The sequence below is a fragment of the Shewanella sp. SP2S2-6 genome, from assembly GCF_031931965.1.
GTDB classification, from domain to species: domain Bacteria; phylum Pseudomonadota; class Gammaproteobacteria; order Enterobacterales; family Shewanellaceae; genus Shewanella; species Shewanella baltica.
Map to the genome: position 1 here is coordinate 108,210 of NZ_JAUOEQ010000013.1, position 8,239 is coordinate 116,448.

General features: G+C 47.3%; 6 protein-coding genes and 1 pseudogene. 5 read left to right on the top strand and 2 right to left on the bottom strand.

Annotated elements, in window-relative coordinates:
• The first annotated feature begins 107 nt into the window (after positions 1-107).
• From Q4Q57_RS11280 to Q4Q57_RS11290, 3 genes are read left to right on the top strand one after another with little or no spacing between them, the layout of a single operon-like run.
• Positions 108-1,235 carry a M14-type cytosolic carboxypeptidase gene (locus Q4Q57_RS11280; RefSeq protein WP_006086776.1) on the top strand — a complete coding sequence of 376 codons (1,128 nt, stop codon included), beginning with the start codon at positions 108-110 and terminating at the stop codon, positions 1,233-1,235.
• A gap of 12 nt (positions 1,236-1,247) precedes the next feature.
• Positions 1,248-1,565, top strand: coding sequence for a hypothetical protein (locus Q4Q57_RS11285; RefSeq protein WP_006081737.1), 318 nt, complete (start codon positions 1,248-1,250; stop codon positions 1,563-1,565).
• A complete protein-coding gene (locus tag Q4Q57_RS11290) occupies positions 1,562-1,843 on the top strand; it encodes a DUF1315 family protein (protein WP_311890867.1) in 282 nt (93 codons plus the stop codon). Before Q4Q57_RS11285 ends, Q4Q57_RS11290 begins: the two co-directional genes overlap by 4 nt.
• A 263-nt stretch (positions 1,844-2,106) precedes the next feature.
• Here Q4Q57_RS11290 and ansA read toward each other — a convergent pair whose 3' ends face one another.
• The gene (gene ansA, locus Q4Q57_RS11295) at positions 2,107-3,120 is read right to left on the bottom strand and encodes an asparaginase (protein ID WP_006086774.1); all 1,014 of its coding nucleotides are present in this window, start codon (positions 3,118-3,120) and stop codon (positions 2,107-2,109) included.
• 137 nt (positions 3,121-3,257) lie between these two features.
• Positions 3,258-5,105, bottom strand: coding sequence for a signal peptide peptidase SppA (gene sppA, locus Q4Q57_RS11300; RefSeq protein WP_311890868.1), 1,848 nt, complete (start codon positions 5,103-5,105; stop codon positions 3,258-3,260).
• 165 nt (positions 5,106-5,270) lie between these two features.
• Between sppA and Q4Q57_RS11305 the strand changes: the two genes are divergently transcribed.
• Both Q4Q57_RS11305 and Q4Q57_RS11310 read left to right on the top strand, forming a co-directional pair.
• Entirely contained in the window at positions 5,271-7,289 is a 2,019-nt protein-coding gene (locus Q4Q57_RS11305; protein WP_311890869.1) for an NADPH-dependent 2,4-dienoyl-CoA reductase, read from the top strand.
• 130 nt (positions 7,290-7,419) lie between these two features.
• Positions 7,420-8,239 (top strand): annotated as a pseudogene (locus Q4Q57_RS11310) (IS3 family transposase); the annotation flags it as partial.

The window sequence follows — 8,239 nt, forward strand, 5'->3', positions numbered from 1 at the left end:
TTGGGATGTTTTGGTTTATCCTATCGGCCATATAATAAAATGTGCCGCGTGCTATCAGTCGCGTGCCATTAACTGCCCTTAGCTTTAACAACCTATTAGGAATCATTATGCGGATCAGTGCCAACTTTGATGGCGGAAATATCCAAGTCGTCAATCTTGATAATAAAGACGATATTCAACTTGCTATTCGTCCCGATGCGGGCGGCGAGTTTTATCAATGGTTCAATTTTCGATTCGAAGGTGAGGTGGGTAACCATTACACCTTAAATATCATCAACGCGGGGACGGCTTCCTATACCAAGGGATGGGAAGACTATCAAGCAGTAGCCAGTTACGACCGTCAGCATTGGTTCCGTATTCCTACACAGTATAAAGACGGTAAACTGAGCATTAGCTTAGAGCTGGATTGCGATGCGATTCAAATCGCTTACTTTGCGCCATACAGCTATGAGCGTCACTTAGATTTACTCAGCAGCGCCCAGTTACACCCAGATGTCAATTTAGAGCATTTGGGCCTGACCTTAGATGGCCGCGATATTACCCTGATGAAAGTCGGGAATGGCGATCCTTCTAAACGCAATATTTGGATCACCGCCAGACAACATCCGGGCGAAACCATGGCTGAATGGTTAGTCGAAGGTCTAGTGAATCGTTTACTCGATAATGATTGTCCAACAGCGAAAGCGCTGCTCGACAAAGCCAATTTCTATATAGTGCCGAACATGAATCCCGATGGCAGTGTCAGAGGCCATCTGCGCACCAATGCGATTGGGATCAATCTTAACCGCGAGTGGCAAACGCCGAGTTTAGAAAAGAGTCCAGAGGTGTACCACGTCGTCAACAAGATGCAGCAAACTGGTGTCGACTTGTTCTATGATGTCCATGGTGATGAAGGTTTACCTTATGTGTTTCTCGCAGGTTGTGAGGGCGTGCCTGCCTACAATGATAAGCTGGCGCAGCTGCAAGCGGACTTCAGTCAAGCATTAACCTTAGCCAGTGCCGATTTCCAAACTCAGTTTGGCTATGACAAAGACGAGCCTGGCCAAGCGAATCTAACGGTTGCGTCTAATTGGGTCGCTCAGACCTTCGAGTGTTTATCCAATACCCTCGAAATGCCTTTTAAAGACAATAACAATCTGGCCGATCCTTTTGTGGGTTGGTCGCCAGAGCGCAGTATTTATTTAGGTGAAGCATCGCTTATCGCCATGCTCGCCGTTGTTGATAAATTACGTTAGGGCGAGGCTGATATGGCATTAATTGAATGTCCAGTGTGTCGCAAGCGGATGTCGAGTAAGGCGCCTTCATGTCCCCATTGTCAAGCGAGCACCAATGGTGACAATGAGTCTTTATCGCGCATTAGTCATATTCAAAAGTCCAGCAGCTTAATGAATCAGAGTTTTGTTGCTATGACCTTGTTTATTGCTGGTGTGGTGATTTGGTTTTGGGGTGGTGAACCTGCCGAAGGTATGCGGGCGAATATAGCTGGAATATGCTTTGTGTTTGGTTTTGTGGGTTATCTCATCACACGAGTCAGAATCGTGTTACATAAGCGGAAAAGTGTATGACAGATATTAATCAAGTGATCGATCAAATGCCCATTGAAGTCTATCAAAGGCTTCGTACTGCAGCAGAGCTGGGTAAGTGGGAAGATGGCACTGTGTTAAGTGAAGCGCAGCGTGAATCGACCCTGCAGGTCGTGATGTTGTATCAAGCTCGCAAGCTTGAGCAAACTGAGCATTTCACTATTGCGCCTGACGGTAAAATCAATGAATTGTCTAAAGCCGAGCTGAAAAAGCAATTCCGCGGTGAGCCGATTGCTGAGTTTAAAGTGCAGGATTTATAAATTACTCACTGACTTCAAGGTGGTTTGAGTTTGCTAAGATGTTAGGCGTGGATCTAGGACTAGCTGTTTATGTGACGTTAATATTGATTTAGTATCAAATAACTTCAATGCAAATAGCCTCTGTAAATAGCTCTCTGTAAAAGCACCTAGACAAGTACTCATTTGACGTCGTTTAATCTGAGTTAACATAAAAAAGCCCATTAAATATGGGCTTTTTTGTTGCTAGTGATTGAGAACTACGAACAGATTAACAGACACTATCTTTAATCTATGCTCAATTCACCGACCAAGTTTTGTAACATGGCTGCTTTTATCTCGGCTGGCTGCAAATTTTTAGATAGTAAATAATGCAGTTTAGCTAAGGCTGCTTCTATGGTCATATCGGCGCCACTGATCACGCCCGCTTTAGCGAGTGCATTGCCTGTGGCGTAGCCGCCCATATTCACCTTACCTTGGAAACACTGGGTAAGATTCACCAGCACTATGCCACGTTCATCCGCTTGCCTTAAGGTTTTGAGTAAGGCAGCATCCTGCGGCGCGTTACCCACACCAAATGTCAGTAGTATGAGGGCTTTAACCGGCTGCTGCAGAATGTTCTCAAAAATCTGGGTCGAGATACCTGGATACAAAGTCACCACACCGACAGGCTGCGGGCTAATATGCGCCACTTCCAATGGGGTATCGTTGGCAACGGTGATTTTGCCAGCGCGCAGATTGATTTTGATCCCAGCTTCAAGCAGTAGCGGGAAGTTAGGCGAAGCAAAAGCATCGAAACCGTCGGCATGGGCCTTCGTCGAGCGATTACCTCGAAAGAGTTTGTTGTTGAAGAATAAACACACTTCTGCGACCGGATAATTCGCCGCAATATAGAGTGAATTTAATAAATTAGTTTGTCCGTCTGAGCGCAGCTGGGCGAGGGGAATTTGTGAGCCCGTTACTATCACAGGTTTTGACAAGCCTTGCAGCATAAACGACAGCGCCGAAGCCGTATACGCCATGGTATCTGTGCCATGGAGGATCACAAAGCCATCGTATTTATCGTAATTAGCTTGTATATCGTCGGCGATCATCTGCCAATCGGTCGGCGCCATATTGGAAGAGTCGATAAGCGGGCAGTATTCGTGGATCACGAATGTCGGCATTTCTTCATGGTAAAACTCAGGCATAGATTGCACGCACTGAGTCAGGAATCCCGCCACAGGGACGAAGCCGTTATCGGTCTTTTGCATACCGATGGTGCCACCTGTATAGGCAACATAAATGGAGCGTTTAGTCATTCTTGTCGTTTTCTTAGCTTCAAGTGGCCGAATTATACGATTTAACTGACATAAACCCAATAAAAAAGCCCGGAGAGCCGGGCTTTGTCTTTGTCATCATCTTGAAGTTGCGAGCTGCAACCTAGGCGCTGGCAGATTTAGTTCATTATGTTGCAAGTATCGCAGTAGATGTAGACGTTATTTGGATCATCAAAAGAGGTTAACGTTTTCAAGCTGCTGGTCCATTGCTGTAGCATTTGCTCTAACATCGATGATTGGCTCAGTGAGGCGGGCAGGTAGCTCGATACTGAGGCAAACATCTGTTGCATAAAGCGTTGCTCGGGTGTCAGCTCTTGTTCGATAACGCGGGTGTCAAATAGTGTCATATCCGCGAGTTTAGCGGCTTTAGCTATCGCCTCATCTAAATCACCTAGTTCATCGACTAAGCCAAGCTCAAGGGCTTTTTTACCGCTCCAAACACGGCCTTGGGCAATCTTATCGACTTGTTCTATGGTCATCTTTCGTTCTTTGGCGACCAGCGAGATAAAGTCTAAATAGCCACGTTCAATATGACGTTGGATAATCGCTTCAACTTGCGGTGACAGCGTGCGTGTCACAGACAATCCCGCCCATTCCGACGTTGATACGCCATCGGTATGCACGCCTATACTGGCCAGAGAATCTTCGAAGGTGGTGATCATGCCGAAGATCCCAATTGAGCCCGTGAGCGTGGTTGGCGTTGCGAAGATGTAGTCGGCACTGGCCGAAATCCAATAACCACCCGATGCGGCCAAACTGCCCATACTGACGACAACAGGTTTGCCCGCTGCTTTAAGTGCCAGTAATTCTTGACGAATTTGCTCCGAGGCAAAGGCGCTACCGCCAGGGCTATCGACGCGCAGCACTAAGGCTTTAACGTGTTTATCAAAACGCGCTTTACGTAGCAGTTCGGCAGTGCTTTCGCCGCCAATTTGGCCCGCAGGTTGAGTGCCGTTCAGAATCGTACCGCTTGCGACAATAATGCCGACACTGTCTTGCTCAACAAAGCTTGGCAATGGCGTCACTAAGGTTAAATAATCGTAAAAACTCACTTGCTTGAAACTGTCACCACTGCTGGCTTTGCCCACGGTTTCTAGCATGGTTTGACGAAAATCTTCCGTGGTCGCTAAGCTATCAACCCATTTCATGTTGATGGCCATTGTAGCAGAGTCACCATTAGCTTTATCGAGCTCAGCCAAATAAGTGGTTGCATCGGGCACTAGCGAGTTAGGCTCAATATTGCGATTACCAGCGACAGTCTGGGTGTAGCTTTGCCATACATCGGTTAAAAGTGCGCTACTGGCTTCGCGAGCGGCGTCGGACATATCGTCACGCATGTAGGGTTCAACCGCGGATTTAAAGGTTCCTACGCGGAAAATATGCGCTTTAATTTTGAGTTTATCTAAGGCCGATTTGAAGTACTGGTTGTACATACTCAGGCCATCAAGCGACACGCCGCCTTGGGGATTGAGGTAAATGGTGTCGGCAAAACTGGCGAGGAAATATTGATTTTGTTCGTAGTAATTGCCGATGGCGACCACTTTTTTGCCGCTTTCTTTAAAGCGGTTAAGTGTATCACCGATAGATTGCAGCTTGCTGATCCCGGCACGTTTCAAATCGGCTAGATCAAGTACTAGGGTACTAATCCTTTGATCTTGCGCGGCATTGTCAATCACATACAGCACATCGGCGAGCAGGATTTCCCCATCGGCATTGCCATTATTGCCTTGCTTGAATGCGGCTTCTAAGGGATCGACCTGTTGCTTCTGATCGACAATCGAACCAGCCAGATTAAGCACCAGTGCTGAATTATCTTCAACTTGAATATCTTCGCTGCTGCCAATGGAGATGATAATGGCGGCTAAGATGCCAAAAAAGATCAGATTGAGGATCAGTTTACGCGTCCCGTTGAGGGTGTGCCAAATAAACAAACATATTCTCTTGAAAAACGATGGGTTAGCGGACATCTGCCACTCCTTTATAAGTCCAATCTGCCAATGCTAACTGAAAATGGCGCTACAGGCTAAACACAATTGTAAAGGATTTTGACTGATGGTCTCGATCCAACGGTTGAGCTTAGATTTGACTCAAGGTATGCTGATTTAAATCACTTGTTTTAAAAGGATGTTTGAATGTCGTTTCACCATTTATTAGAACCCTTAGATCTGGGATTTGCCCAGCTCAAAAACCGCGTGCTTATGGGCTCAATGCACACAGGTTTGGAAGAAGAAAAGGGCGGATTTGAGAAACTGGCAGCGTTCTACAAAGAACGCGCTCTGGGCGGTGTGGGTTTGATTGTGACGGGTGGTATTTCCCCTAATCTTCGTGGCCGCCTTACGCCGCATGCCTGTCAGCTGAGTTTTCCTTGGCAAGTCGGTAAGCATCGCGTGGTCACGCAGGCTGTACATGAGGCGGGCGGTAAGATCTGTATGCAAATTTTGCATGCGGGCCGCTACGGTTATCATCCTTTTTCCCAAGCACCGAGCAAGATTAAATCACCGATTACACCTTTTACGCCGTCAGCTATGTCTAGTCGCCAAGTGCGCTCGACCATTAAGGATTACGCCAGCTCAGCCGCACTCGCCAAGAAAGCCGGTTACGATGGCGTCGAGGTCATGGGCTCAGAAGGCTATTTGATCAATCAGTTTGTCAGTGCGCGCACCAACACCCGCACCGATGAATGGGGCGGCGCGTTTGAAAAGCGCGCGCAATTCCCGATTGAGATTGTTAACGCGATACGGGCAAAAGTCGGTAAAGACTTCATCATTATCTTTCGTTTATCTATGCTCGATCTGGTGGATAACGGCTCAACTTGGGATGAAGTGGTGCAGCTCGCCCAGTGGTTAGAGCAAGCTGGCGTGTCCATTCTAAATACCGGTATTGGCTGGCATGAAGCGCGCGTACCGACCATTGCGACGAGTGTGCCCCGCGGCGCCTTTGCGTGGGTAACTGAAAAGCTCAAACAATCTGTCTCTGTGCCCTTAATTGCAACTAACCGCATTAATACCCCTGAAATTGGCGAGCAGATCATTGCCTCTGGTCAAGCTGACATGGTGTCGATGGCAAGGCCTTTTCTCGCCGATCCTGAGTTTGTCAATAAAGCCGCGGCGAACACACCAGAGCTGATTAACACTTGTATTGGCTGTAACCAAGCATGTCTTGATCATACATTCTCACTCAAGCGCGCAACCTGTTTAGTGAATCCTCGTGCCTGTTATGAGACTGAAATCAACTTCTTACCCACAGCCAATAAAAAGCGTATTGCGGTGATGGGCGCAGGTCCTGCGGGCATGGCATTTTCTGTTTATGCCGCCATGCGTGGCCATGATGTTGTCTTGTTTGAAGCGAAATCCGAGGTGGGTGGTCAGTTTAATCTCGCCCGTAAAATCCCTGGGAAAGAAGAGTTTAACGAAACTATCCGTTATTTCATCAACCAAATTAAGTTGCATAAGGTGGAGCTGAGATTAAACACTCGCCTGGATGCCAGTGTGTTGGCAACCGAAAAGTTTGATGAAATGGTGATAGCGTCAGGCGTTGTGCCGCGTGATTTAGTCTTACCCGGCTTTGATGACCCACGGGTGGTCGATTATCAAAAAGTGCTCTCGGGTGAAGTGACTGTCGGTAATACCGTGGCCTTGATTGGTGCTGGCGGCATAGGGTTCGATATGGCGCATTACTTATGTGAGCGCCAATCTAGCACGCTGAACGCTGATAAATGGCTGCAACAGTGGGGCATAGATAAAACTTACCAACATGCGGGCGGCCTAACAGAACCACATTCCGACAATACCGATCATCGTAAGGTGTTTTTACTGCAACGTAAAACGTCGAAGATGGGCAAGGGCTTAGGTAAAACCACCGGCTGGATCCACCGTCTTGTGCTTAAGCAACATGATGTGAAGATGAAAACGGGCGTGAGTTACGATAAGTTTGATGATGCGGGACTGCATATTCGCGTGGGCGAAACCGCTGAAGTGCTGGTCGTTGATAATGTTGTCTTGTGTGCCGGGCAAGAGTCGAATCGCACCTTAGTGGATGAGATGAAAGCGACGGGCTTGCCTGTGCATCTGATTGGCGGCGTGGATGTCGCGGCAGAGCTTGATGCTAAGCGTGCAATCCGCCAAGGCGCTGAGCTGGCAATGCGTTTATAGAAAGTCGATAAGCCTTACGTTTTAAGCGTTAAGTATTCAATTTTAGATCCTGAAAGCCTGAACCTGTGTTCAGGCTTTTTTGTTTTAGTTGTCCCGTCCTGAAATACGTTGACATAAAGAGGACTTCTTTATGACAACATCAATTAACTCAAGCCGTAAGCGCACACAACGAGATTACACCTTAGCCTTTAAATTAGGCGTTGTAGAGCGTGTTGAAAAAGGCGAAATGACGTACAAACAAGCCCAAGCCCGTTTTGGCATTCAAGGCCGTTCAACGGTACTCGTTTGGCTTAGAAAACATGGTAGACTCGATTGGTCGAAACCTTTTCAGCATCCCCTTATGCCTAAGTCAAAAGAAACCCCTGCCGAAACGATCAAGCGCCTTGAACGTGAGTTAGCAGAAGAGAAACTACGTAACCAAATCCTCAATGGCATGGTTGATATCATGGACAATGAATATGGAGCAGGCCTCAGAAAAAAGTACTTATCCGGTACCTCTGGCAAGCAAAAAGCAACGGACTAATAAACTTCGTTGCCGCATGTCGTGCTGCGGGTATGTCGAGGCAAGGTATTTATCAGGCAGTTGCTCGAATGGAAAGTCGTAGAGCTGAGCTATCGGTCATCAAAGACTGGGTCCAGTACTGGCGTAAATATATGCCAAGGTTAGGGGCCCGTAAGCTCTATACGTTGATAAAATCCAGGCTGGTTGAGCACGATATTAAACTCGGGCGAGATGGGTTCTTTACCTATTTGAGAAGTGAAGGTTTACTGGTTAAACCGAAGAAAAGCTACACAAAAACCACGTTCAGCAAACACTGGATGAAGAAGCATCCTAATTTGCTGAAAGAGGAAGGACTGCATGATGCAGGGCATGTACTGGTCAGCGATATCACCTATCTTGAGTCAGACCAAGGTGTGCACTACCTGTCACTGGTCACCGATGCCAGTTC